General features: G+C 70.0%; 22 protein-coding genes and 1 pseudogene. 17 read left to right on the top strand and 6 right to left on the bottom strand.

Translation table 11 applies throughout. The features are described 5' to 3' along the window. The first annotated feature begins 20 nt into the window (after positions 1–20). From ACWDEW_RS35065 to ACWDEW_RS35055, 3 genes are read left to right on the top strand one after another with little or no spacing between them, the layout of a single operon-like run. Entirely contained in the window at positions 21–554 is a 534-nt protein-coding gene (locus tag ACWDEW_RS35065) for a PadR family transcriptional regulator (RefSeq protein ID WP_450518325.1), read from the top strand. After that, positions 551–1249: an ABC transporter ATP-binding protein gene (locus tag ACWDEW_RS35060; protein WP_450518324.1), complete on the top strand. Its 699-nt coding sequence runs from the start codon at positions 551–553 to the stop codon at positions 1247–1249. The genes ACWDEW_RS35065 and ACWDEW_RS35060 overlap by 4 nt, the downstream gene beginning before the upstream one ends. Continuing rightward, positions 1246–2607, top strand: a complete 1362-nt coding sequence (locus tag ACWDEW_RS35055) for an ABC transporter permease (RefSeq protein WP_450518322.1) — start codon at positions 1246–1248, stop codon at positions 2605–2607. The genes ACWDEW_RS35060 and ACWDEW_RS35055 overlap by 4 nt, the downstream gene beginning before the upstream one ends. Before the next feature lie 105 nt (positions 2608–2712). Here the strand turns inward: ACWDEW_RS35055 and ACWDEW_RS35050 are convergent, their stop codons facing one another. Further along, positions 2713–3249 (bottom strand): HNH endonuclease, encoded by a 537-nt coding sequence (locus tag ACWDEW_RS35050; RefSeq protein WP_019065631.1) that lies wholly within the window; start codon positions 3247–3249, stop codon positions 2713–2715. 357 nt (positions 3250–3606) lie between these two features. On the opposite strand from ACWDEW_RS35050, the gene ACWDEW_RS35045 reads away from it, so the two are divergent. Further along, positions 3607–4701: a mechanosensitive ion channel family protein gene (locus ACWDEW_RS35045; RefSeq protein ID WP_450518320.1), complete on the top strand. Its 1095-nt coding sequence runs from the start codon at positions 3607–3609 to the stop codon at positions 4699–4701. A 384-nt stretch (positions 4702–5085) separates the two neighbouring features. Here ACWDEW_RS35045 and ACWDEW_RS35040 read toward each other — a convergent pair. From ACWDEW_RS35040 to ACWDEW_RS35020, 5 genes and pseudogenes are all read right to left on the bottom strand, one after another. Further along, positions 5086–5577 (bottom strand): annotated as a pseudogene (locus tag ACWDEW_RS35040) (GNAT family N-acetyltransferase); the annotation flags it as partial. A 558-nt stretch (positions 5578–6135) separates the two neighbouring features. After that, the gene (locus ACWDEW_RS35035; RefSeq protein WP_450518319.1) at positions 6136–6471 is read right to left on the bottom strand and encodes a hypothetical protein; all 336 of its coding nucleotides are present in this window, start codon (positions 6469–6471) and stop codon (positions 6136–6138) included. A gap of 96 nt (positions 6472–6567) precedes the next feature. After that, entirely contained in the window at positions 6568–6915 is a 348-nt protein-coding gene (locus tag ACWDEW_RS35030) for a hypothetical protein (protein WP_450518317.1), read from the bottom strand. Positions 6916–7194: 279 nt separating this feature from the next. After that, positions 7195–7629 (bottom strand): VOC family protein, encoded by a 435-nt coding sequence (locus tag ACWDEW_RS35025; protein ID WP_450518315.1) that lies wholly within the window; start codon positions 7627–7629, stop codon positions 7195–7197. A 53-nt stretch (positions 7630–7682) separates the two neighbouring features. Then, on the bottom strand, positions 7683–8111 hold the full coding sequence (locus ACWDEW_RS35020; protein ID WP_450518313.1) for a hypothetical protein: 429 nt from the start codon (positions 8109–8111) through the stop codon (positions 7683–7685). A 390-nt stretch (positions 8112–8501) separates the two neighbouring features. Here ACWDEW_RS35020 and ACWDEW_RS35015 point away from each other — a divergent pair, with 390 nt between their 5' ends. The 13 genes from ACWDEW_RS35015 (at position 8502) to ACWDEW_RS34955 (ending at position 24363) form a co-directional block, all read left to right on the top strand. Further along, complete coding sequence (locus tag ACWDEW_RS35015; protein WP_450518311.1) at positions 8502–8630, top strand: hypothetical protein; 129 nt, start codon at positions 8502–8504, stop codon at positions 8628–8630. After that, positions 8627–9355 (top strand): hypothetical protein, encoded by a 729-nt coding sequence (locus tag ACWDEW_RS35010; protein ID WP_450518310.1) that lies wholly within the window; start codon positions 8627–8629, stop codon positions 9353–9355. Before ACWDEW_RS35015 ends, ACWDEW_RS35010 begins: the two co-directional genes overlap by 4 nt. 189 nt (positions 9356–9544) lie before the next feature. Beyond that, a complete protein-coding gene (locus ACWDEW_RS35005; RefSeq protein ID WP_359614242.1) occupies positions 9545–10771 on the top strand; it encodes an ROK family transcriptional regulator in 1227 nt (408 codons plus the stop codon). A gap of 143 nt (positions 10772–10914) precedes the next feature. Then, a complete protein-coding gene (locus ACWDEW_RS35000; protein WP_450518309.1) occupies positions 10915–12252 on the top strand; it encodes an ABC transporter substrate-binding protein in 1338 nt (445 codons plus the stop codon). A gap of 7 nt (positions 12253–12259) precedes the next feature. Further along, positions 12260–13201: a carbohydrate ABC transporter permease gene (locus tag ACWDEW_RS34995; protein ID WP_262058107.1), complete on the top strand. Its 942-nt coding sequence runs from the start codon at positions 12260–12262 to the stop codon at positions 13199–13201. 3 nt (positions 13202–13204) lie between these two features. Continuing rightward, on the top strand, positions 13205–14098 hold the full coding sequence (locus tag ACWDEW_RS34990; protein WP_019065642.1) for a carbohydrate ABC transporter permease: 894 nt from the start codon (positions 13205–13207) through the stop codon (positions 14096–14098). A gap of 6 nt (positions 14099–14104) precedes the next feature. After that, positions 14105–15370 (top strand): 6-phospho-beta-glucosidase, encoded by a 1266-nt coding sequence (locus ACWDEW_RS34985; RefSeq protein WP_450518307.1) that lies wholly within the window; start codon positions 14105–14107, stop codon positions 15368–15370. Beyond that, complete coding sequence (locus tag ACWDEW_RS34980) at positions 15361–16332, top strand: N-acetylglucosamine kinase (protein ID WP_450518305.1); 972 nt, start codon at positions 15361–15363, stop codon at positions 16330–16332. Before ACWDEW_RS34985 ends, ACWDEW_RS34980 begins: the two co-directional genes overlap by 10 nt. Before the next feature lie 185 nt (positions 16333–16517). Next, on the top strand, positions 16518–17963 hold the full coding sequence (locus ACWDEW_RS34975; RefSeq protein ID WP_450518303.1) for a hypothetical protein: 1446 nt from the start codon (positions 16518–16520) through the stop codon (positions 17961–17963). A gap of 14 nt (positions 17964–17977) precedes the next feature. After that, positions 17978–19033 (top strand): glutamate ABC transporter substrate-binding protein, encoded by a 1056-nt coding sequence (locus ACWDEW_RS34970; RefSeq protein ID WP_450518301.1) that lies wholly within the window; start codon positions 17978–17980, stop codon positions 19031–19033. A gap of 69 nt (positions 19034–19102) precedes the next feature. After that, entirely contained in the window at positions 19103–20434 is a 1332-nt protein-coding gene (locus ACWDEW_RS34965) for a hypothetical protein (protein ID WP_450518299.1), read from the top strand. Positions 20435–20460: 26 nt separating this feature from the next. Next, positions 20461–23019 carry a tetratricopeptide repeat protein gene (locus ACWDEW_RS34960; RefSeq protein WP_450518297.1) on the top strand — a complete coding sequence of 853 codons (2559 nt, stop codon included), beginning with the start codon at positions 20461–20463 and terminating at the stop codon, positions 23017–23019. Then, positions 23020–24363, top strand: a complete 1344-nt coding sequence (locus ACWDEW_RS34955) for a PP2C family serine/threonine-protein phosphatase (RefSeq protein ID WP_450518296.1) — start codon at positions 23020–23022, stop codon at positions 24361–24363. It abuts the gene before it with no gap. Positions 24364–24439: the final 76 nt, after the last annotated feature.

Raw genomic sequence — 24439 nt, 5'->3', positions numbered from 1 at the left:
TTCAGTGTATACTGATGCCCATGAGCACCCGCCACATCCTGCTGGGCCTGCTCGCCGGAGGACCGAGCCACGGCTACGACCTCAAGCGACGCCACGACGAACGCTTTCCGCAGGCCCGCCCGCTGGCCTACGGGCAGGTCTACACGACCCTGCAACGCCTGGTCCGGGACGGTCTCGCGGAGGTCGACGGCACCGGCTCGGACGGCGGCCCGGAGCGGACGGCGTACCGCTCGACCGCCGAGGGCGCGCGTGAACTCGCCCACTGGGCGGGGGAGATCGCGCCGCCCGCGCCCTTCGTGACGAACGAGATCTTCGCCAAGGTCGTCGTCTCGATCCTGTCCGGCGGCGACCCGGAGGCGTATCTGCGGGCCCAGCGCGCCGCCCACATGGAGCGGATGCGCGAACTCACGGCACTCAAGACCGCCAAGGGCGCCGACCTGGCGACCGTCCTCTCGGCGGACTACGCCCTCAACCACCTTGACGCGGACCTCCGTTGGATGGCGACGACGGCGGCCCGGCTGACCACTCTGACCGCGGAGGTCGACACAGCATGAGCGACATCGGGGGTACGGCGGCGCCGCTGCTCGCGGCCCGGGACCTCGCCAAGACGCACGGCAGGACCCGGGCACTGGACGGCGCCTCGGTCGACCTGGCCGCCGGCGAGATCCTCGCCGTCACGGGGGCCAGCGGCAGCGGCAAGAGCACCCTGCTGCACTGCCTGGCCGGGATCGTCCGCCCCGACGAGGGGACGGTGACGTATGCCGGGGAGCGGCTGGACGAGCTGCCGGAGAAGCGGCTCAGTGAGCTGCGGCGGACCGAGTTCGGGGTGGTCTTCCAGTTCGGGCAGCTGATACCCGAGCTGACGGCCGTCGACAACGTGGGCCTGCCCCTGCTGCTGGCCGGGGCGACCCGTGCCGAGGCGCAGCAGCGGGCCGGTGAGTGGCTGGAGCGGTTCGGGGTGCGCGGGCAGGCCGAGCTGCGGCCGGGCGCGATGAGCGGCGGCCAGGCCCAGCGGGTCGCGCTCGCCCGGGCCCTGGTGACCGGCCCGAGGATCGTCTTCGCGGACGAGCCGACCGGAGCGCTGGACTCCCTGGCGAGCGAGCAGGTGATGACGGCCCTGGTGGGCACGGCCCGCGAGTCGGGCACGGCGGTGCTGCTGATCACCCATGACGCGCAGGTCGCGGCCTACGCGGACCGCGAGATCCGGCTGGCGGACGGGACCGTGGCGCGGGCGGGGGTGACGGCGTGAAGTCGTTGCTCGCCGATCTGCGGCTGGCCTGGCTGCTCACCCGGGGCTCCGACCGCCGGGAGTGGTGGCGCGTCCTGCTCACCGCCGTCGGGGCGGCGCTGGCGACCGGCCTCGGGCTGGTCGTCGCCGTGCTGCTGCCGCTGAAGGGGTACCACACCGTGTCCGTGGGCGGCGGCCTGCTCGACCGGGCCGATACCCGGATCGGTGTGGTCGCCGCGCTGCTGCTGCTGTTCATCCCGGTGCTCGGCTTTCTGGGCCAGTGCGCCCGCGTCGGCGCCGTGCACCGCGACCGGCGGCTGGCCGCGCTGCGGCTCTCGGGGGCCACCCCCGGCCAGACGCGGCGGATCGCGGCCCTGGAGTCGGGACTGGCCTGCCTGGCGGGCTCGGCGGTGGCAGCCGCCTTCGCCGTACCCGCCCTCTTGCGGCTGTGGCACAGCCCGGCCCCGCTGGCCTGGGCGGGCATCACCGTGGTGGCCGTAGGAGTGCCGGTGCTGGGCGCGGCGGTGAGCGCGCTGATGCTGCGCCGGGTGGTGACCTCTCCCCTGGGCCGGCTACGGCGGCTGCGGCCGGCCGAAGGGCCGGGGCGGCTGTTCCGGGTGGCGACGGCGCTGCTGGCACTGTCCGTGGTGTACATCGTGACCACCCCCTTCCACGACGTGCCCTTCGAGTTCGCCCTCACCCCGCTCACGATCTTCGGCGTGTGCCTGCTGATCGGTGCCGTGGCGGTGTGGCTGACCGGCGCCTCGGCCCGGCAGCTCGGTGAGGGCCTGGCCGCCCGCGCCCGGCGCCCGGCGGTGCTGATCGCGGCGGAGCGCCTGCGCGACGATCCCTGGGCGGCGGCCCGTACGCATGCCGCGGTGCTGCTGGTGACGGTCGTCGGCTCGGGCTTCATGGGGATACGGCAGGTGCTGCTGTCAGTCCTGCGCGACCGGGCGGATCAGTACCCGAAGGGCATCGGGTTCTACGAGAACGGCCTGAACCTCGTGGGCCTCGCGCTCCTTTTCGCGCTCGCCCTGGTCCTGACCGCGCTCGCCGTCGGCACCGCCGAGTCCGTCGCCACCCGGCGCCGTGGACTCGCCGCCCAGGTGGCGGCCGGAGTGCCGTACCCGGTGCTCGCGCGGGCGACCCTGCTGGAGACCGCGGTACCGCTGGCACCGGCGCTCACGGTGGCGGGCCTCGGCGGCCTGACGATCGGCATCTGGTACGGCAGCACCGCCTCGGAGCACACGGCCGTCCCGGTGCCGTACGACGCGCTGCTGGTCCCCCTCGGCGTCTACGCGTGCTGCCTGCTGGCGGCGGCCACGTCACTGCCGCTGCTGCGCCGCTCGGTGCGTCCCGGCGAACTGCGCTACGCATGACCGTCCGCCCCGGGGGCACAGGGGACTCCCGGGGCGGACCGCTCCGTACCGTCGTACGGAACCGGGTGTTGCGGGGTACAGCGGGGTACACAAAAGCCCGGATCGTCAGGCGGAGATGCCGTCGATCCGGGCCATCGCGTCCTCCGCGCCGTATGGCTGCAGGTACGGCAGCCAGCGCGGGTCCCGGTGCCCGGTCCCGATGATGCGCCAGGCCAGGCCGGTGGGTGGGGCGGGTTTGTGGCGCAGCCGCCAGCCGATCTCGAAGAGGTGCCGGTCGGCCTTCGTGTGGTTGCAGCGGCGGCAGGACGCCACCACGTTGTCCCAGGCGTGCTTGCCCCCGCGGCTGCGCGGAATGACATGGTCGACGCTGGTTGCGACGCCACCGCAGTACATGCACCGGCCCCCGTCGCGCGCGAAGAGCGCCCGCCGGGTAAGAGGAACGGGCCCCCGATAGGGAACCCGCACGAATCGCTTGAGCCGGACCACGCTGGGTGCGGGGACTGTGACGGTTGCGCTGTGCATATAGGCGCCGGATTCCTCCAGGGAGACAGCCTTGTTCTCCAGGACGAGGACGAGCGCGCGGCGGAGCGGTACGACGCCGAGTGGCTCGTACGACGCGTTGAGGACCAGGACATGCGGCACGGATGCCTCCTTGTGCGTCGGCGGCGCGTGGCTCGCGCCGGGACGATCTGTAGTCAGTCTCCCCTCATGCCTGGTGGAAGCGCCACCATGTCCCGGTAACGGGCTGGGAGTGTTTTCGACCACATGTGATCCATCCCCGGGACGGCCGTGGGTTCGTCCCACCTGTTCTTTCCCGGCTGAACACAGCCTCTCCCCAGAACACGGCAACGATCCTCACGCGTTGCCCCGATAGTGTGGTGGGTCCGCCCCTACGGTGACCTTTTCGTGACCTAGAAGCGCGTGTACGAAGACGTGTACGACGTGTATGACCCTGACCGCAGTGCCGGGGGCGGGCCGCAGCACCTGGAGGTACCTGCCGTGCCCTTGTCCGCCGTCCTACTGGCCGCCGCCTCGCCGTCGCCGTCCCCGAGCCCCTCGGAGACCACGGTGACCGTGCCCTCGCTCCAGGACGCCCAGGAGAGCGCGACCAACGCAGCCAGTTGGGTCGAGCAGAACTGGTCGACCTGGCTGGCGATAGGGCTGCGGGTGCTGCTGATCCTGGTGATCGCGGCGGTCCTGAGAATGACGGTACGGCGGGCGATCACCAAGCTGATAGACCGGATGAACCGCACGGTCGAGTCGGTGGACGGCACGGCGCTCGGCGGTCTCCTGGTCAACGCGGAGCGCCGCCGCCAGCGCTCCCAGGCGATCGGCTCGGTCCTGCGCTCGGTGGCGTCCTTCGTGATCCTGGGCACGGCCGCGCTGATGATCCTCGGCACGTTCGAGATCAACCTCGCCCCACTCCTGGCGTCCGCCGGTGTCGCGGGCGTGGCGATCGGTTTCGGCGCCCGCAACCTCGTCACGGACTTCCTCTCCGGCGTCTTCATGATCCTGGAGGACCAGTACGGCGTCGGCGACCAGATCGACGCGGGGGTCGCCTCCGGCGAGGTGATAGAGGTCGGCCTGCGCGTGACGAAACTCCGCGGTGCCAACGGCGAGATCTGGTACGTCCGCAACGGCGAGGTCAAGCGCATCGGCAACCTCTCCCAGGGCTGGGCCACGGCCGGCGTCGACGTCACCGTCAAGGCCTCCGAGAACCTGGACCGGGTGAAGGCGACGCTGGACGCGGTCTCGGAGCGCATGAGCAAGGAGGAACCCTGGAACGAGCTGCTCTGGGGCCCCATCGAGGTCCTCGGCCTCGACAGCGTCCTCATCGACTCGATGGTCGTCCGCGTCTCGGCGAAGACGATGCCGGGCAAGTCGGTGGCCGTGGAACGCGAACTCCGCTGGCGCATCAAGCGCGCTTTCGACGAGGCGAACATCCGCATCGTGGGCGGCGCGACGGCGGACCCGGCGGACGACCAGGCCGACCCGACGGAGTCGGTCGCGGCGCCTTCGGTCTACTCCAACGCGGACTCGCCCCAGGTGGCGGCGACTTCGCCCATTTCTTCGCAGCGGCCTTCTACTCGGTAGGGATACGGGGGCGGTTGCGGGGGCGGGTACGGGCGAGCCGACCCCCGAGACCGCGAGTGCGCATCAACTCCCGGTCCGCTCCGCCCCCGTAGCGAAGAACCGCCCCACATACTCACGGGTCGGCAACCCGCTCTCCCGCATGAGAGAGAACACCTCGGCACCCTCCCCCGGCTCACCACCCATCCGATACGCCTCGGCGAAGTCGGCGTACTCGACGCCGTCGAGGTCCGCGCAGTACGCGCGCACCTCCAACTCCCCCCGCCCGATGGCCTCGTCGAGGGACCGGGCCCGCCAGAGGGTCAACCGCTCCTCGTAGACGCCGAGTTTGCGATGCCGGAACACGCATCGGACGCCGTACCAGGACAGTTCACTCATCGGTGTCGCGTCGCCCCAGGTGATCTCGAAGTACCTGACACGCTCGTCCTGTCCGGCCGGCCGCATGCCCGCAGCCGTCATGACGCGGTGGGAGGCGATGTTGTCGTGGTCGGCGTCGCCCTTCACACAGGTGACGCCGTGCACCCGCGCGACCTCCAGCAGCGCACGGAGGGCTTCGGAGGCGTACCCCTGCCCCTGGGCCGACGGGACGATGCCGTAGCCGATCGTGACCCTGCCGTCCTCGTCCACGGGTCCATGAAAACCGAGGCCGCCGATCGCCCTGCCGTCCTCCCGCCGACGGATCTCGTAGTTGCCGAACGGCTGGGGATCACCGGTGTCCGCACAGGTACCAAGGAAGCGCCCGGCGGCGAACACGTCTCCGTCGGTGGGGTATCCGGGTGCCCACCGGTCACCGCCGCCCGGCTCACCCGCGACCACTCGCCCGGCTTCACCGACGGTCATCGGGTGCAGGACGAGCCGTGCCGTCACAAGATCGCTCATGGCAGGGAGCAGTATCACGCGGGGTGGTTGGGGCGCACGGGGATTGTCGGAGCGGCGATCTCATTGGCGATGCGCGGACACCCCTGCAGGGAATGTCCTCACCTTCCGCGGTTCTGAGGCCATGGCTCTTCCCGGCTCCCGCACGAAGACGACCGATGTGTGGCCACTGCCCGAAACGAGCAGCTCATCGGGGACTCGGCCGTCGTGCAACTCCTTTGCTCACGCCGCCTTCGGGACGGCGAGGGCGATGTCTTCGAGAGCGTTCCTGAGGCCCTTCTCCTAATTCCGAGGTGGAACCGAGGTGTTCAAAGACCATCGCTCAAGCCGGTTGCGTACCGCACCGGGCGGGTTCTGCTTGATCAGGTAGTAGAGGTTCTCGTAGTACCCCTGCCATTCCGCGTCGCCGTCCCGTCCTACCGCCTGCCTTCGAGCGCGATGAGCGACTACAAGTGGCGCCATGCTCTCCCAGGTGGAGATCACAGATCCGCCCAGATATCCAGAGACTGGGCCAATATCGACAATCCCATGAGCTACGAGAGCTCCGAGGTTGTCGTAGAATCACGCCAAATCGCGTACCATCTTGAGCTCTTCAGGAGACAGGCTCTGCAAGCCGTCCGAAACATCGCGACCAGGTAATTCCTGATGCACAAACCGGCGCGCTTCCGCAAGATGGGCGCTTCTGTGCTCCCGAAACAGTTCCACCAGAACGGGCAAGGTATTGGCATGCGCAGCCAGCTTGAGCTGACGATACGAAGCCGCTCCTGACACCAGCAGAGCACCGACGGAGACAAGCAGAGCTGCTACGTTCACGAGGCCCCCAAGCGTCCATGCGTCCAAGCGTCCTGCGCCCTGATCGGCACATCTGAGGCTGCCCAGCTCCAGCAGCAGGGACACATGGGTCCGCCACCCTCCGGTCGTGGCGGCGAGGGGCCGGTCAAGGAGGCAGCCCCCTTCCGCAAAGCTGGAGGGGGCTGCTTTTGTCGTCGGCGCTCAGCAGTTCACGTGCACTCGCTCGACGTAGTTGTTGCCGTCCAGGGTCCGCTGGCCCCCTGCCCAGACGTAATCCCACGTGCCGTTCACGTAATACACAGTGAAGCTGTTGCCGTGGGCCCGGGCATAGTTGAAACGGCCGTAGATCCAGTTGTCTCCGCAGCCGTCCATATTCCAGACGCCTCCGGAAGTGTCGTATACGCAGGCCCGCCCGGCATCGCACTTGTAGGTCACGTACTGGGGATGGACGTCGGCAGCCGAAGCAGTGCTGGAGCCGCCGACGAGCGCGCCGATCCCAAGAGCGAGAGCCACAGCTGTACGGGTCACGTGCTTTTTGAGCAACTGCATCCAGAAGTCTCCCTGCCTGGGGCCCCACTTCAACGCCCATTCGAGCAGACGCCCGTGAGGACCTGCCGCTCGGTCGACCGACGCAATTCGCTGTGGCCGACCTCTTCGCGCCACACCGTAGGGGCCGACCGTGGATACCAGCCATCCTTTCGAACACCATCGAAACGTGCAGTGCCCGCACCTTCGCGTGGGACCGCTTGAAAGGCTCCATCGGCCGCGATGAGGGAGGCGGGCCGTACCTCACGCGCCCTGATAGGCCGACTCCCGCCTCGTCGATGCTCAGTCGATACAGAACTCGTTGCCCTCGACGTCCAGCATCGGGATGCACGACTCGTTCTCCTCGTCGGCGTACAGCGTCCGCACGTGGGTCGCGCCGAGCGCGACCAGACGTGCGCACTCGGCTTCGAGCGCGGCGAGGCGCTCGTCCCCGACGAGCCCGGTACCGACCCGGACGTCGAGATGCACCCGGTTCTTGACGGTCTTGCCTTCGGGGACGCGCTGGAAGTACAGGCGCGGGCCCACGCCCGAGGGGTCACTGCAGGCGGACCACGCTCCCCGCTTCTCGGGAGGCAGGGTGCGGTTGAAGTCGTCCCAGGTGGTGAACCCCTCCGGTGGCGCCGGCATGACGTACCCCAGCGCTTCGCACCAGAAGCGGGCGACGCGCTCCGGTTCCGCGCAGTCAAAGGTGACTTGGAACTTCTTGATCGCAGACATCGGCGCACCGTACCGCGCACCCGGGGCCCCTGCCGCTCATTTTCCCGGGCGGATCAGCCCTCGGCCCCCACCAGCCCCAGCCCCCCGGCCACCTGACACAACGCCACGAAGGACGCCCCCGGCCGCACCCCCGAAACCCCCGTATAGGCCGCCCCCTCACGAAGGTCCAGCAGCACCGTCCCCGCCGCCTCGTCGAGGGTGATCGAGCCCCAGACCGTGTGTCTGCGGAGGCCCGGGCGCCACTGGAACCAGACCTCCTCGCGGCCCTTCTCCGCGGTGACGGAGGCGCGGTCCGACGCCTTCAGTTCCGTGCGCATCCGGTCGGGCCAGCCCACGGAGGGCCGGAGCACGCGGAGTTGGCGTGTCTGGCGGCGGGCGAGGGCGTCGGGGGCGAGGGGGACACCCGCGGTGCGGGCCCGTCGTCGCAGCGACGGGCGTACCGCTACAGCCCATGCGACCCGTACGACGTTGACGGCGGGCATGCTTCCCGCCTCCTGCCGACACTCGGCCAACACACTCATGCCCGCACCCCTCTCGCCTTTCCCCGCATTCCGCGAACGCGGTTGATCAAAAGTCAGAATTCTGTGAGGTGGCTGGCAGGCGTCGGCAGTGACATTACGAATCGGCCTCGCCGGCAGAGTCGCAGCGGCTGAAAAAGCGCCCAACAGGCCTCGCAATTGCGGCAGATCAGTCGAATCCCCGCCACCCGCTCCCACCTGCCGCTTTCCCCATCGTGACGAAGCCGTGACGCGATCACCTTCACAGGTTGATCTCATTTCCCCCGCAGCCCCCTCATGCCTAAGGTCGCCCCACGACAGGCCCTTGTTCTGGAGCGCAACGCCCAGGGGTCCGTTTCGAATGTGGGGACAAGAATGAGAAAACTCGCCATCGGTGCCGCCCTGACCGGTGCCCTGGCCCTGACCGGTCTGGCCGCGCCGCTCGCGCAGGCCGCGACGCCGGATCTGGTCTTCTCGGGTGTGACGGTCAACAATCGGGTGTGACGGTCAACAAGGGGAAGGCGATCGTCGTCGGCACCACCGCCGCGGTGAAGGTGCCCGTGACGTACACGCTGACCCGGCCGTCGGACCTGGTCATCGACAGCAAGACGACGTTCGCGGGGATCATGCTCTACCGCGGCCGGCTCGCCGCCATGGACAACGACATCGAGAGCACCCTCGCGCCGACCTGCAAGACGACGGCGACGACGGACACCACGGTCACCGAGTCCTGCTCCGACACGATCACGATCGACCCGCAGGAGAGTCTGTACGAGGCCGCCGACGCGACCACCTGGAACGTCGGCGGTTTCTACGGCCACATCGACGTCGACAACGACGACTCCGACGACAAGATCAGCTCGTCGACCGACTTCGCGGCCTGGGGCGGCAAGGGCAAGGTCAAGGTGCAGCGGGCGGCCAAGCTCACCGCCAACGCAGCCCCCGAGCCGGTGAAGAAGGGCAGGACCATCACCGTCACCGGCAGGCTGACCCGCGCCGACTGGGAGAACGAGGTCTACACCGGCTATGTGTCCCAGCCCGCCAAGTTGCAGTTCCGGGCGAAGGGTTCGAGCACCTACACCACCGTGAAGACGGTCACCTCCAGCACCGGCGGCGCGCTGAAGACGACGGTGAAGGCGACCAAGGACGGTTACTTCCGCTACGTCTTCGCCGGCACCTCCACCACCGGCGCGGCCACCGCTGCCGGCGACTACATCGACGTTCAGTAGGACAAGAAGTAACACCGGCTCCTCTCCCACCGCCCCCGCAGGTAACGAGTCTGTTGCCTCGGGGGCGGTGTCTATTGACGCCCCCTTCGTCCCGGGCTTACGTTCCTCCCACCCAATAGGAAACTTTCCTAACAGTGATCACATGACACGCTGGGTGGTTCGAGAGTTCGAGAGGCAGGTGGCGTCGACATGGCAGGAACCTCCGGTACCCCGGGCACGGGTACCCCCGGCACCCCCCGCGTCCTGCGCGCCATGAACGACCGCGCCGCCCTGGACCTCCTCCTGGAGCACGGCCCGCTCTCCCGCACCCGGATCGGCAAGCTCACCGGGCTCTCCAAGCCGACCGCCTCCCAGCTGCTCGCACGCCTCGAAGCGGCGGGACTCGTGCTCGCCACGGGGACCAGCGAGGGGCGGCCGGGGCCCAACGCCCAGCTGTACGTGGTCAATCCGGGCGCCGCGTACGCCGCCGGGCTCGACGTCACGCCGGAGCGCATCCGTGCCGCCGTCGCCGATGTCACCGGCCGCACGGTGGGCGAGTTCGAGCTCGCCACCCCCGGCCGGCGGCCCGCCCAGCCCGTCGTGCAACAGGTCACCGACGCCCTCGACGGGGCCGTCAAGGCGGCCGGGCTGGCCCGTGGTGACGTGCACCGCCTGGTCATCGGCACGCCCGGCGCCTTCGACCCGAACACCGGGCGGCTGCGGTACGCCTCGCACCTGCCGGGCTGGCACTCCCCCGCTCTGCTCGACGAACTCGCCGCCGCGCTGCCGATGCCGGTGGAGTACGAGAACGACGTCAACCTCGTCGCCATAGCCGAGCAGCGGCTCGGCGCGGCCCGCGGGCACGGCGACTTCGTGCTGCTGTGGAACGAGGGCGGCCTCGGCGCCGCCCTGGTCCTCGGCGGCCGGCTGCACCGCGGCTGGACCGGCGGCGCGGGCGAGGTCGGCTTCCTGCCGGTGCCCGGCGCGCCCCTGGTCCGCCAGGTGACCAAGGCCAACAGCGGCGGTTACCAGGCACTGGCGGGCTCCCAGGCCCTGCCCCAGCTCGCCCGCGAACTCGGCATCACCGAGATTCCGACGGGTCCCTACGCCGAGGTCGCCGCCGCCCTCGTCGCCACCGCCGCCGACCACACCACCGGCCCCCGGCGGCGGCTCCTGGAGATCTACGCGACCCACCTCGCGACCGGTCTCGCCTCGCTCGTCTCCGTACTCGACCCCGAACTCGTCGTCCTCAGCGGTGCCTCGCTGACCGCCGGCGGCGAACCGCTGCGTGCCCTCGTCCAGGCCGAGTTGGAGGAGCTGGCGGCGTCCCGGCCCCGGCTCGTCGTCGGCGACGTCCATGAACAGCCCGTGCTGCGCGGCGCGTTGGAAAGCGCGCTGGCTACGACCCGCGACGAGGTCTTCGACACCTCGCGCTGATCCCACCCGACCGACCCGGTCCTCCGTACCGACTCCGGTTCCCCCAGACCGGTTTCGGCCCACCCCGACCCACCCGGCTTCCCCAACCACCTCGCCCCGCCCCGCCCTTGGGAGACCTTGCCATGCCCGGAACGTCCCGGAAGATGTCCGTATCATCCCGGAAAGCGGCTGTCGCGCTCGCCGCCTCCGCCTCCTTCGCCCTCCTCGCCACCGCCTGTACCGGCCAGTCCTCGTCCGGTGCCTCCGACGACGCGTCGAAGGACGTCACGATCAACTTCTGGCACGCCTGGAGCGCGGCCTCCGAGCTGAGCGCCGTGAAGTCGCTGGTCGCCGGGTTCGAGAAGGCGCACCCCAACATCCATGTGAACGTCGTCGGCAACATGACGGACGACAAGATCAACCAGGCGCTGCGCACCGGCGGCGGCAAGTCCCCGGACGTGATCTCGTCCTTCACCACCAACAACGTGGGCAAGTTCTGTTCCTCGGGCGCCCTGGTCGATCTCAACCCCTTCTTCAAGAAGGACGGCATCGACCCGGAGACGACGTTCCCGAAGGCGATGAACGAGTACACCCAGTTCGACGGCAACCGCTGCACCGCTCCCCTGCTGGGCGACGCGTACGGGCTCTACTACAACAAGACGGAGTTCAAGAAGGCGGGCATCACCAGCCCGCCGAAGACGTGGTCCGAATTCGAGGCCGACGCGAAGAAGTTGACGATCAGCAAGGGCGACACCTACTCGCAGCTCGGGTTCATGCCGGACTACCACGGCTGGGAGACCACCACCGAGCACTACTTCGCGCAGTTCTCGCCGACGTACTTCGACAAGAGCGGAAAGTCGACGCTCGCCACGGACCCCGCGTTCAAGGCCGGTTTCACCCTCCAGAAGAAGCTCGTCGACGAACTCGGCGGCTTCAAGAAGCTGGAGAGCTACCGCTCCACGCTCGGCGACGAGTGGGGCGACAAGCACCCCTTCCACACCGGTCAGGTCGCGATGCAGCTCGACGGCGAGTGGCGGCTGGGAATGGCCACGGCCGCGAATCCCAAGCTGGACATAGGAGTTGCCCCACTGCCCGTCCCGGACGACCAGGTCGCCCAGTACGGCAAGGGCTACATCACCGGCACGATCGCCGGTATCGCCGCCAACAGCAAGAAGCAGAACGCGGCCTGGGAGTTCGTCAAGTACATCACCACGGACACGGACGCGGTGGTGAACTTCTCCAACGGCATCCACAACGTGCCCTCCACGCTGGCCGCCCTCAAGTCCCCGAAGCTGAAGTACGACCCGCGCTTCAAGACCTTCCTGGACATCGCGTCGAACCAGTACTCGACGACAAGTCCCGCCTCCATCAACGGCGGTGTGTATCTGACGACCATCCAGAACCTCGGATACGACTACGAGAGCGGCAAGGTCAAGGATCTCGACTCGGCCCTGAAGAGCACGGCCAAGCAGATCGACACGGACATCGCGCAGGCGAAGTAGCGACGCGATGAGCACCATTACTCTGGCGTCGAAGCGCCGCCGTTCGGCGCTCCGCACACTCGCCTTCATGTCGCCCTGGCTGATCGGCTTCGCGGTCTTCTTCGCGTATCCGCTGATCTCGACGGTCTATTTCTCGTTCATGCACTACGACGGCTTCAAGCCGCCGACGTGGGTCGGGACGAAGAACTGGACGTACGTCTTCAAGAACTATCCGTACTTCTGGCCCGCGATGCGCAACACCCTCTGGCTGGTCGTGGTGATGGTCTCGCTGCGGGTCGTGTTCGGCCTGGGCGTCGGCCTGTTGATCACCAAGATCAAGACGGCGACGGGCGTGTTCCGCACGCTCTTCTACCTGCCGTACCTCGCCCCGCCGGTGGCCGCGACGATGGCGTTCGCGTTCCTCCTCAACCCCGGTACCGGGCCGGTCAACTCGATCCTGGAGAAGGTCGGCATCCCGGCCCCGGGCTGGTTCAACGACCCCACCTGGTCCAAGCCCGCCCTCACCCTGCTCGCCCTCTGGGGCATCGGCGACCTCATGGTCATCTTCATGGCCGCGCTGCTCGACGTGCCCCAAGAGCAGTACGAGGCGGCCGAGTTGGACGGTGCCTCGGCCTGGCAGCGGTTCCGGTTCGTCACGCTGCCGAACATCTCGCCCATCGTGATGTTCGCCGTGGTCACCGGCGTGATCCAGACCATGCAGTACTACACACAGCCGCTCATCGCCGGGAAGGTCGCGTCCGGCGTCATCCAGGGCGCCGGCACGCAGTTCGAGCCCGGCTACCCGGAGAAGTCCACGCTCACCCTTCCCCAGCTCGTCTACAACCTCGGCTTCCAGCGCTTCGACTACGGCTCGGCCTGCGTGGTGGCACTCGTCCTGTTCGCCCTGTCGATGGTGTTCACCGCGTTCCTGATGCGGCGCCGGGGCGGCCTCAACCTGGCAGGTGACTGACCCATGGCCCAAGTACTGGACAAGCCCGTGGAGTTGCGGGCACCGGTGACCCCCGCCGAGCGCACCGCCCGCCGCAAGGCGCTCATGGAGTGGATCGCGGTCCACTCGCTCGGCGTCGCCGCAGCGCTCTTCTTCACGCTCCCCTTCGTGTTCGTGTTCCTGACCTCGCTGATGAGCGACAGCCAGGCCCTGAGCCGCGACCTGATCCCGCACACCTGGGAGTGGGGCAACTACCGCAAGGTCTTCGACACCCCGGGCTTCCTCACCTGGTGGAAGAACACGCTGATCTACGCCGGTCTCGGCACCGTCCTGACCGTCGTGTCGTCGATCCCGGTGGCGTACGCGCTCGCCAAGTTCCGCTTCCGGGGCAGGAATCTGTCCCTGATGCTGGTCATCTCGATGATGATGCTGCCGCCGCAGGTCGTGATCATCCCCATGTACCTGTTCTGGGCCAAGCAGTTGGACCTGTCGGGCACGCTGTGGCCGCTGATCATCCCGATGGCGTTCGGGGACGCGTTCTCGATCTTCCTGCTGCGCCAGTTCCTGATGACCATCCCGAACGAGTACCTGGACGCGGCGAAGGTCGACGGCTGCGGCGAGTTCAAGACGCTCGTGCGGGTGGTCCTGCCGATGGCCAAGCCGGGGATCGCGGCCGTCGCGCTCTTTCAGTTCTTCTACGCCTGGAACGACTACTTCGGGCCGCAGATCTACGCGTCGGAGAACCCCGGTGCCTGGACGCTGAGTTACGGCCTGGAGTCGTTCAAGGGCGCGCACCACACCGACTGGAACCTCACCATGGCCGCGACCGTGCTGGTCATGGCCCCCGTGATCCTCGTGTTCTTCTTCGCCCAGAAGGCGTTCGTCGAGGGCGTCACGCTCACCGGAGTGAAGGGTTAACCCCGTATGAAACTCACCGTGGTCGGCGGAGGCTCGACCTACACACCCGAACTCATCGACGGTTTCGCCCGGTTGAGGGACACCCTGCCCGTCGAGGAACTGGTCCTCGTCGACCCGGCACCCGAACGCCTGGAGCTGGTGGGCGGGTTGGCCCGCCGGATCTTCGCCAAGCAGGGGCACCCCGGGAGGATCGTGACGACGGACGACCTGGACGCCGGTGTCGAGGGCGCCGACGCGGTGCTGCTCCAGCTCCGGGTCGGCGGACAGGCCGCCCGCGAGCAGGACGAGACCTGGCCGCTGGAGTGCGGCTGCGTCGGTCAGGAGACGACCGGCGCGGGCGGCCTCGCCAAGGCGCTGCGCACCGTGCCGGTGGTCCTCGACATCGCGGAACGGGTCCGCCGTACCAACCCGGACGCCTGGATCATCGACTTCACCAACCCGGTGGGGATCGTGACCCGCGCCCTGCTCCAGGCCGGCCACAAGGCGGTCGGGCTGTGCAATGTGGCGATCGGCTTCCAGCGGAAGTTCGCCGGACTTCTCGGGGTCACCCCGACCGACGTGCACCTCGACCATGTGGGCCTCAACCACCTCACCTGGGAGACCGGTGTGCGGCTCGGGGGCCCCGAGGGCGAGAATGTCCTGCCCAAGCTGCTCGGCGAGTTCGGCGACGACATCGCCGCCGACCTGAGCCTGCCCCGGGTGCTGCTCGACCGGCTCGGCGTCGTCCCGTCGTACTACCTGCGGTACTTCTACGCGCACGACGAGGTCGTACGGGAACTCCGCACGAAGCCGTCGCGGGCCTCCCAAGTGGCCGAGATGGAACGCGAGTTGCTCAAGATGTACGCCGATCCGGCGCTCGACGAGAAGCCCGCGCTGCTCGCCAAGCGCGGCGGGGCCTACTACTCCGAGGCCGCCGTCGACCTCGCGGCCTCTCTGCTCGGCGGGGGCGGGAGTCCCTACCAGGTGGTGAACACGTACAACAGGGGGACGCTGCCGTTCCTGCCGGACGACGCAGTCATCGAGGTGCAGGCCGCCGTCGGCGCGAAGGGTGCGATGCCGCTCGACGTGGCCGAAGTCGACCCGCTGTACGCGGGGTTGATGGCCAACGTGACGGCGTACGAGGACCTCGCCCTGGAGGCCGCGCTGCGCGGTGGCCGGGACCGGGTCTTCCGGGCGCTGCTCTCGCATCCCCTGATCGGCCAGTACGAGTACGCCGAAGCCCTGACCGACCAGCTGATCGCGCACAACCGGGAGCACCTCGCGTGGGCCTGACCGCAAGTGTCCTCGCCATCGACGCGGGCAACAGCAAGACCGACGTCGCGGTCGTGGCGGCCGACGGGGAGATCCTCGCCACGGCCCGCGGCGGCGGGTTCCGGCCCCCGGTCGTGGGCATCGGGGCGGCCGTGGACAACGTCGCCGAGGCCGTCGTCCACGCCTTCGCGGACTCGGGGGTGAGCGCGGTCCGGCATGTGTCGGCCTGTCTCGCCAACGCCGACTTCCCGGTGGAGGAGGAGCAGTTGGCCGCCGCGCTGCACGCGCGCGGGTGGGGCACGAGTGTGGAGGTGCGCAACGACACGTTCGCGGTGCTGCGGGCGGGCATCCCCGAGCCGCGCGGCGTCGCCGTCGTGTGCGGGGCCGGCATCAACTGCGTCGGCATGCGGCCCGACGGCCGTACCGCCCGCTTCCCGGCGCTGGGCCGTATCTCCGGTGACTGGGGCGGCGGTTGGGGCCTGGCGGAGGAGGCCCTGTGGCACGCGGCCCGCGCCGAGGACGGCCGCGGCGGCCCTACGGCCCTGGCGCGCACGCTCCCGGCGTACTTCGGCATGGACTCGATGTACGACCTGCTCGAAGCCCTGCACCTCGAACACGTCGCGCACCGCCGCCGGCACGAGTTGACGCCGGTGCTGTTCGCGACGGCGGTGGACGGCGACCCGGTGGCCCGCTCCATCGTCGACCGGCTGGCCGAGGAGGTGGTGGCGATGGCGACGGTCGCGCTGACCCGCCTGGAGCTGCTCGACGAGGAGGCACCGGTGCTGCTCGGCGGCAGTGTCCTCGCCGCCCGGCATCCCCAACTGGACGACGGTATAAGGGAGTTGCTGGCCGCCCGGGCACCCAAGGCGGTGGCGACGGTGGTGACGGCGCCACCGGTCCTCGGCTCGGTGCTGCTGGGCCTGGACCACGTGGGAGTTCCGCCCGAGGCGCATGTGCGGGCGCGGGGGTACTACGAGCACTGACACCCGGGAACCGAACAGATTCCCACGGCGTATTCATGGACAAGGGGGCGGTGGGGGGCGTTGTGTGGTGCCGGAAATCCGGTCATCACGCTGCGATCCGATCAAGATCCAGTGAAGGCCCGTGCGGAATGTCAGTCCTGGCGGCGATACTTGCGGCGACGGGATGACCCTGGGGGAGGTCAGCGGTGACACAACCGCCGAAGAGCAGTACGGCGCCACCGGGCTCCGGTGTGCCCACGATGCCCGTGCTGCCACCGCAGCCGGGCCGGCCGGGGGCGCCCGCGCCCCGGCGTACGCCGGACGCGGAACCCGCGCGCCGTACGGCGATCGCCGAGGGCGTCGACCGGCTGCGCGCTGCGGCCGTCACCGAGCCGGGCCGGCTGCGGGCCATCGGCGCGCTGCTGGCCGTACTGGTGGTGGCGTTCGGCGCGGTCACCGCCTGGCAGACCAACAGCCGGGCCACCGCGGCCGACGACGTGCTCCACCACAGCCAGCCGCTCAGCTCGGACGCGGCCGACATCTACCGCTCGCTCGCGGACGCCAACACCATGGCGGCCACCGGATATCTGGCGGGTCTGCAGGAGACGCCGAAGACCCGCGCCACGTACGAGGGCGACATCAAGAGGGCCGCCGCGAAGCTGGTCACGGCCGCCGCCAACACCGACCCGGGCTCGTCGTCCGCGGCCATCATCACGGATCTCAACGAACTCCTGCCGCAGTACAAGGGCCTGGTCGAGTCGGCCCGCGCGAACAACCGGCAGGGCTTCCCGGTGGGCGGCGCCTATCTGCGCGCCGCGAACGACACCATGCAGAACAAGATGCTGCCGAAGGCCCAGCAGCTCTACCAGAACGAGAACGCGCGGCTGAGCACCGACTACGGGAACGCGAAGCCGTATCCGTGGTTCGCGATCGCCCTCGGGCTCGTCGCGCTCGGCGGTCTCGCCTGGGCTCAGCGGCGCAACTACCAGCGCACCAACCGGGTGCTGAACCACGGCCTGGTAGCCGCCTCCGCCACCACCGCGGTCGTCCTGCTGTGGGTGGTCGTCGGCCACACCTTCGCCCGCGCGGGCCTGAACGACTCCTACGACCACGGGGTCAAGTCGCTCAACGTGCTGCACGACGCCCGCATCGCCTCCCTGAAGGCGCGCAGTGACGAGAACCTGATCCTGATCAGCCGCGGTGCGGAGACGAAGAAGCTCGCGAACGACGAGGTCGTGGACGCCTACGACTGGGGCTACGACCACGAGATCGCCACACTGGGCAAGGGCCTGAAACTGGCCGACTCGCTCGCCGACGACTCCGCGGGCCGTAAGCCCGTCGCGGTCGCCAACAGTTCCATGCTGGTGTGGATCTCCCGCCACAAGCAGGTCAGCAAGGACAACACCGAGGGCGACTACCAGGCGGCCCGCGACGGTGTCATCGGCGCGAACGATGCGACGGCCGAGTGCTTCCAGGCCGTGGACGCCTCGCTGGAAACGGCGCTGGCCCACGAGACCAAGGAGTTCCAGCGGTCCGCGGGTGACGGCCTGGACGCCATGACCGGCCTCACCGTCGGCGCCGCGGTGCTCGCCGTGCTCGGCGCGGCCGGCGCCGTACTGGGCATCGGGCGCAGGCTGTCGGAGTACCGGTGAAAGGGGGCGTGACCATGCGAGCACGCAGTGACTTTCTTCGCCGCCTGAGGGCTGTACGACGCCTGCGGATCAGCCTGAGGGGCTGGGGCGGGGTGGGTGCGATGGCGGTCGTCTGCGTCCTCGCGGTCGCGTTCGTCCTGCTGCTGCCGCTCACCCAGTCGCGCGGCGAGGCCGGCGCGGACGCCGGCGGACAGCACATGACCCAGGGCGTCCAGGCCAGGGCCCCCAAGTGCGACGACAGCACCGTCCAGGACCAGAGCCCGCCCCCGTCGGACGCCGAGGGCACCACGGTCAAGGCCATCAAGGACCGCGGCTATCTGCTCGTGGGCGTCGACCAGAACAGCTACCGCTGGGGCTACCTCAACCCCAACGGCTCCGGTGACCTGGAGGGCTTCGACATCGATCTCGCCCACGCCATCGCCAAGGACATCTTCGGCAGCTCCTACACCCCGAACAAGGTCCGGCTCCTGGCCATCCCGACCGACCAGCGCATCCCGGCCGTCCAGAAGAAGCGCGTCGACATGGTCGTCCGCACCATGACGATCACCTGCGACCGCGCCGCGCTGGTCGCCTTCTCCGCCCCGTACTTCGTCACCGGCCAGCAGGTCCTGGCCCCGAAGGTGTCGTCGATCACGGGCTACAACGACACCCTCGCGAACAAGCGGGTGTGCTCGGCGGCGACCTCCACGGCGAACAAGCATCTGAACGCGGACAAGGGCCACAAGATCCCCGCCGGCGTCAAGATCATGGACCCCGTCCCCAACCAGCTGGACTGCCTGGTGAAGCTCCAACTCGGCGAGGCGGACGCGGTGGTGACCGACGGCGCGCTCGCCGCCAGCCAGGCCGCGCAGGACCCGACGGTGGAGCTGAAGGGCAGCCCCTTCACCACCGAGTACTACGGCGTGGCGATGAACCTGAAAGCCACCGATCTGGTACGCCGGGTCAACCGAATACTGGAGACCTACCGCACCGACCCCAACGGCTGGCGGGCGTCGTACGCGAAGTGGCTGCGGCCCACCCTGCCCCCGGACTCGACGTCGGCCAACCCGCCCGTACCGCACTACAAGTGACGGACCGTCAACCACCGAACCGAACAGACACGGACCACCGACGGAACACAACGCAGCGAGAGGTGATCGATGGGCGTCACGGGACCCCCCGGGCCGGTAATGGACCGGGACGAGGTGGACCGTGCGCTGGCGCGGCTCGGCGCGGAGCACGAGGCCATCGAGACCTCGCTCCTCGCCCTGCAGGACCACGCGGGCCGCAGACTACTCGAAGGCGCCGAGCTCACCGGCACCACCAAGGAGCGCTGGGCGGCCACCGAGGCGTCGATCACGCTGCTGTGGGCGTACTTCGACGCGTACACGGACGCGTTCCACGCCGCCCAGAGCATCCGTTCCCGGCGCCGCTGGTCCAGCCGTGAGGACCTGGTCGAGCTGACCGAGCTGCTGCGCGGCGAGTCCGTCACGGTCGCCGGATCCACCACGGCGACGGCCAACGCCGCGACGCTGACGGGCGGTTCGAGCAAACTCAGCCACCAGTTCTCGCTGAGCGCGCTGGTCGACGAGATGAACGAGCTGTACGCGACCTCTCTCGACCTGGTCGTCACGGCCGACGCGGTGTGGTCGGCGCTGCCCGCCCGGATCGATTTACTGGCCGCGGAGTTGCAGCGCACCCGGCAGCTGGCCCACTCGGTCGGCGTCCGCCCGGGCGAGCACCCGGCGGGCGACGACCTGGAGCGCATCACCACCACGCTGACCGAACTGCGCGAGCGGGTCATCTCCGACCCGCTGGCCTTCTGGGTGCGGGCGCAGGGCAGTTCGGCACCCGGCGGCGGCCGGCCCGACACCACGGTCTACGACCGGGAGGCGCGCGCGCTGGAGGAGGTGCGCCGGGAGATCGACGCGGTGCTGACCGTCCGGCAGGACGCCGAGGCGCGGCTGGTGAAGCTGCGGGACGTGCTCTCCCGCGCGGACCGCACGCTCGCCGAGGCGCGCACCGCGCGCGGTGAGGTCCTGGCGAAGATCGCGGCCACGGAGGTGCCGGTCGTCAGCGGACCGCCGACGGTGCTGCAGGAGCAGCTGTCGACGGCCGCGGAGTACCGCAGACACGCCCAGTGGCACCGGCTGTCGCCGCTCCTGGAGTCCCTGGAGCAGAAGGCGGAGGACGAACTGCTGCGCGCCCGCGAGTCGTTGACGGCGGTCACCCAGCCGCTGGCGGTCCGCGCGGAGCTGCGCGGCCGGCTCGACGCGTACAAGGCGAAGGTCGCCCGGCACGGCCTCGCGGAGGACCCGTTCCTCATCGAGCGGTACGACGCGGCGCGCCGCATGCTGTGGAGCGCGCCCTGCGACCTGCGCGTCGCGGAACAGGCGGTGCTGCGCTACCAGCACGCCGCCGCCGAGCAGTTGAGCGCTTCCCGGACCCCGCCGCAGGGCGGTCCCGAGGACTTGAGGGGGCCGGGCGCGTGAGTGACGAGGGAGAAGCGGGGTCGGTCATGAGTGAGGCACAGCGGAAGTGTCAGCGGCCCGGCTGCGAGGGGTCGTACGAGGACGTGGGCGGCGGCGAGCTGTACTGCGACACGTGCGGTCTCGCGCCGGTGGTGTCGGCCAACGGCGCGCTCGGTTCGCCGCCCACCGGGATGACCGGCGGCGGCAAGGGCTCGCGGGGTTCGGGCAGCAGTTCCCGTAGCAGCGGCCGCAGTTCGCGTACGTCCTCGCAGTCGTCCAAATCGCGGCGCTCGGTGTCGGGCCGACTCTCGCGCTCGGTGTCGGGCAGCTCCTCCGGCCGCTCGGTGTCGGTGCGCAGCTCCGGTTCGTCGTCGGCGTCCTCGACGCGCGGCCGGCTCGGGGTCGGTCTGGTGCAGGTGCCGGACGTGCCGCGGCCCGACCCACGCGCGATGGTCCTGGAGAACCCGGAGGTGCCCGAGCGCAAGCGGTTCTGCTCGCGCTCGGACTGCGGTGCGCCGGTGGGGCGGGCGCGCGGCGACAGCCCGGGGCGCACGGAGGGCTTCTGCACCAAGTGCGGCAACCCGTACTCGTTCACGCCCAAGCTGACCGGCGGTGACGTCGTGCACGGCCAGTACGAGGTCGTGGGCTGTCTGGCGCACGGCGGTCTGGGCTGGGTCTATCTCGCCGTGGACCGCGCGGTCTCCGACCGCTGGGTGGTGCTCAAGGGGCTCCTCGACACCGGCGACGAGGACGCGATGGCCGCCGCGATCTCCGAGCGGCGCTTCCTCGCCGAGATCGAGCACTCCAACATCGTGCGGATCTACAACTTCGTGGAGCACCTGGACCAGCGGACGGGTTCGCTCGACGGGTACATCGTCATGGAGTACGTAGGCGGCAAGTCCCTGAAGGAGATCGCCAACGACCGCCGTACGGCGACCGGGAAGCGCGATCCGCTGCCGGTGGAGCAGGCCTGCGCCTACGGCATCGAGGCCCTTGAGGCGCTCGGCCACCTGCACAGCCGCAACCTGCTGTACTGCGACTTCAAGGTCGACAACGCGATCCAGACCGAGGACCAGCTCAAGCTGATCGACATGGGCGCGGTGCGCAGAATGGACGACGAGGAGTCGGCCATCTACGGCACGGTGGGATACCAGGCGCCGGAGGTCGCGGAGATCGGCCCCTCGGTGGCGTCCGACATCTACACCGTCGGCCGCACCCTCGCCGTCCTCACCTTCGACTTCCAGGGCTACACGAACGTCTTCGTGGACTCGCTGCCCGACCCGGACAACATCGAGGTCTTCCGCCGCTACGAGTCGTTCTACCGGCTCCTGGTGCGCGCCACCGACCCGGACCCGGCCCGCCGGTTCGCCTCCGCACAGGAGATGGCCGAGCAGCTGACGGGGGTGCTGCGGGAGGTCGTCTCGCTGCAGACCGGCCGCGCCCGCCCGGCGCTGTCCACCCTGTTCGGCCCCGAACTCAAGGTCACGGACACGGAGTTGTTCCCGCAGCTGGACGAGGACGTCTCGCTCCTGGGGGCGCGGGTGGTGCGGCCCCGGAAGAAGGCGGCCACGCGCGTCGACGCCGCGCTGCCCGTCGCCGTGCCGCATCCCGTCGGCACCGCCGCCGCCAACGGGGCGGCCCATGGGTCGGCGGGTGCCACCCCGGACATCGTCAAGCAGGTCGACTCCCCCGCCGTGGCGCTCGCCCTGCCCGTGCCGCACGTCGACCCGACCGACCCCAACGCGGGCTTCCTGGCGGGGCTGATGACGACCGCCGCGACCGAGCTGCTCGGCGCCCTCGCGTCCGCGCCCTCGCCGTCCGTGGAGACCCGGCTGCGGCAGATCCGGGCCTGGCTGGAGAACGGCGACTCGTACACCGCGCTGGACGCCCTGGCGAAGCTGGAGGACGAGCGGCCCGACGACTGGCGGGTGGTCTGGTACCGGGGCGTGGCAGCCCTCGCGACCCGTGACTACGAGGCCGCCGCGCTGTCCTTCGACGCGATCTACGACGCCTTCCCGGGCGAGCCCTCGCCGAAGCTGGCCCTCGGGCTGTGCGCCGAGGTGCTGGGCCAGCTGGACAACGCGGCCGAGTACTACCGGCTGGTGTGGTCGACCGACCCGAGCTATGTGAGCGCGGCCTTCGGCCTGGCCCGCGTCCAGCTCGCGACCGGCGACCGCGCGGGGTCCGTACGGACGCTGGAGTCGGTCTCGGAGGCCTCGATCCACTACACGGCGGCGCGGGTGGCGGCCGTACGGGCGCGGCTTCGGCGGCGGACCGCGACGGCGGGCGACACGCCGTTCCTGGACGATCTGACCGCGTCCGCCGGACAGGTGGAAGCGCTGGAGGGATACGGTCTGGACGCGGTGCGGCGCGAGCAGTTGTCGGCCGAGGTCCTCGGCTGCGCCCTCGACTGGATACTCTCCGGAGGCCAGGGTTCCGTGCCGCCGACGCGGCGGGAACTGCTCGGCAACGAGCTGGACGAGCGGGGACTCCGCTTCGGCCTGGAGCGTTCGTACCGCACGCTGGCCCGGCTGGCACGGGGCGGCGAGGAGAGGATCGACCTGGTGGAACGTGCCAACCGTTACCGCCCCCGGACGTGGGTGTAGTTGATGTCCCAGATGCCCCAGCTGTCCGCCTGCCCGAGCTGCGAGGAGCCGCTCGAATCGGGTGACCGCTTCTGCGGTGCGTGCGGGTACGACCTGTCGGCCGTGCCCGCGCCGCCGGACGACCACCCGACGCTCACCATGAACGGCGCGGGTGCGCTCCCGCCCGAGGAGGCCACGGACGTGAACTGGCCCGTGATCCCCCCGCCGGAGGGCTCCGAGACCGCGCCGACGGTCCATCTGCCCACCGATCTGCCCGGCACCGACTCGGGCGGCACCCCGCTGCCGTCCAACTCCCCGCTGCCGCCGACCGGTTCACCGGTCTCCCCGGCCACGGGCGTACGGTTCGACCGACCGCCGGAGCCCGACGAGTACCCGCTCCAGGCGCCGGACCCGCGGGTCGCCGCCGATCTGCCGACCCCGGCCGAGGGCACCAAGGTGTGCGTGGCCTGCCGGTCGGGCCGGGTCGATCCGGACGGCTACTGCGAGAACTGCGGGCACGCCCAGCCCCGCGAACGCGACCACATGGAACAGGAGTCGGGCCCGCTCGCGGCGGTCAGCGACCGCGGGCTGCGCCACCATCGCAACGAGGACGCCTTCGCCGTAGGACAGTGCGCGCTGCCCGACGGGGCGCCCGCGCTGGTCGCGGTCGTGTGCGACGGGGTGTCCTCGGCGACCCGGCCCGACGCGGCCTCGCTGGCCGCCTCGCAGAAGGCCGGCGAGTCGCTGCTGGCCGCGCTGCCGCAGGGCACGCATCCGCAGCAGGCGATGCACGAGGCGATCATCGCGGCCTCGCACGCCGTCAACTCCCTTGCCGAGGAGCCCGCGACGGCCCGCGAGCACGCCCCGCACCAGAACGCGCCGGCCTGCACCCTGGTCGCCTCCGTCGTCACCCCGGCGCTGCTCGTGGTCGGCTGGGTCGGCGACAGCCGCGCCTACTGGATCCCGGTGGACCGCAGTTCACCGCCGGCCCGGCTCACCGAGGACGACTCGTGGGCGGCGCAGATGGTCGCCGCGGGCCTGATGAGCGAGGCGGAGGCCTACGCCGACGAGCGCGCCCACGCGATCACCGGCTGGCTCGGCGCGGACGCGTACGAACTGGAGCCGCACACGGCTTCCTTCAAGCCGGACCGGCCGGGTGTAGTGGTGGTGTGCACGGACGGCCTGTGGAACTACGCGGAGTCGGCCGAGGAGATGGCCGAGGTCGTGCCCCCCGATGCCATGGTCCGCCCGCTGCACAGCGCCCAGGTCCTGGTCGGTCACGCGCTGGACGGCGGGGGCCACGACAACGTAACAGTGGCCGTCGTGCCGTTCCCGGCCCCGCCGCAAGGGGCAGTAATCGGCTGAGGCCGCACAAACGGGGACGGTCTCGGACCGGAGGGGACCGGTCCGCTCATAGTCATCGCCCCATCCAGGTGGGGCA

This window comes from Streptomyces sp. NPDC001100, assembly GCF_053598575.1.
The sequence above is the reverse complement of the archived record's forward strand: the minus strand, read 5'-3'. Positions and strand labels throughout refer to the sequence as shown.